Source organism: Methanobrevibacter cuticularis (genome assembly GCF_001639285.1).
Taxonomy (GTDB): Archaea; Methanobacteriota; Methanobacteria; order Methanobacteriales; family Methanobacteriaceae; genus Methanobaculum; species Methanobaculum cuticulare.
Genome location: NZ_LWMW01000019.1, coordinates 1 through 1,729, shown reverse-complemented (window position 1 = coordinate 1,729; position 1,729 = coordinate 1). Strand labels below are relative to the sequence as shown.

Here is a 1,729-nt window from a genome sequence, read left to right as displayed (position 1 = left end):
ATTATTTTTAATAGTGTTTATGGAACCTACAACAACCAAAGCACTATATTTAGAGCTAGTTATATTATTGTAAGCAAACAAATTCTCATCAGCATTAACATATAAACCACGATAATTACCCTTAAGAGAATTATAAGTCACATTATTACCATAAGCAAACAAACTAATAGCATAACCTTTAACACCACCTATTATATTATTTTTAACAACATTCCCATAACCAAAAACAGAAACACCATTAGACTTAATATTAGAAAGATTATTATCCATTACAATATTACTTATCCCATAAATAACAATCCCCTCATTACCACCAACAAAAGAATTAGAAAAAACACTATTTTTAACTGAATCAATAACAATCCCCACAGTATTATTCACAAAATCATTATCATAAACAGAACAATTATCAGAAGAATATAATCTAACAGCAAGATTATTCTCAACAAAAACATTATCATAAACAGATACATTAGAAGAATTGCTTAAAAAAATACCTCCCTCACCTTTATTAAAATAAATCCAATTAGTATGGAATATGAGGTTTTTAGAATCAGTTAAAATAACTCCTCCACCTTTATTGTTAAATATAGTATTCCACTGCATATAACCCATATAAGGAGAATTGAATAAAGAAATATAAACTCCAGCACCAACATTATCAAAGATATTATTACTTCTAAATTGTAATGTTGAATTGAATAAAAAAACACCATTTCCTTTGTTATTAGAAATATTATTATAACCTATAAAATTATCTGAAGAATATATTAATATTGCATCACCAGTACAATTTTCTATAATATTACTAGTTATAGTTGTACCATCAAATCTATCTAATTCAATTCCATAAAAGGCATTGTTAATTGTGTTATTATAGATGTTCATATATTGTGGATACATTACAATTAATCCACTGCCATTAAATGCATCCTCGTTTATATCATCCGCCAAATATATTCCTCTTCCAGAGACATTACCTAAAAAATTAGAAGATATTTTTATTAAGGTTGATTTAAAAATGCTAATTCCTTCATTAATATTAGTAATACTATTTCTATCAATCAAAACATTTTTAGCATTATATATAAAAACACCCGAATCTGTACAATTATCGATAACATTATTAGTTATAGCTATATCATTTAAACCATAAACATAATTCCCAGAAAATATATAAATACCATTACTTCCAGAATTAGTAATCTTATTATTATTAATCAGAGAATTAGATATATAAACAAAATATAAACTACTTCCACCATTATTATTAAAAGTATTATCCGTAATTGTCATATTGTATGCAGATACATCGATAGAAAGTCCATTTCCTGTGTTATTTGCAACAGTATTGTTAATAATGCTAATATTTGTTACAATATTACCTTTCAATCCTTCTTCACTAGAATTTGTTATATTATTGTCATTAATATCAATATTTTCAGAATCACCTAAAGAAATACCTGCACCTTCACTAATTTTAATACTATTAGATGAGATTTTTGTATTTTTAGTTGAATATAAAGATACACCATGACCCCCACTTTTTTCTATCTTGTTTTTAGAAATATTAACATTATTACTATCATAAACAGAAACACTATTAGAAGAAGAATCTTCAATATCATTACCACTAATACCAACATGTTCAGAACTATCTACTGAAACACCATCACTACCACTATTTTTAACATTATTATCCTTAATATCTAGATTATTGATATTACTT

Annotated in this window: 1 protein-coding gene; it reads right to left on the bottom strand. The window is 25.4% G+C overall.

All coding sequences use genetic code 11. The annotated features are described in order from the left end of the window. The coding region (locus tag MBCUT_RS00545) for a right-handed parallel beta-helix repeat-containing protein (RefSeq protein WP_157082409.1) at positions 1 to 1,729 on the bottom strand (1,729 nt) is incomplete at both ends.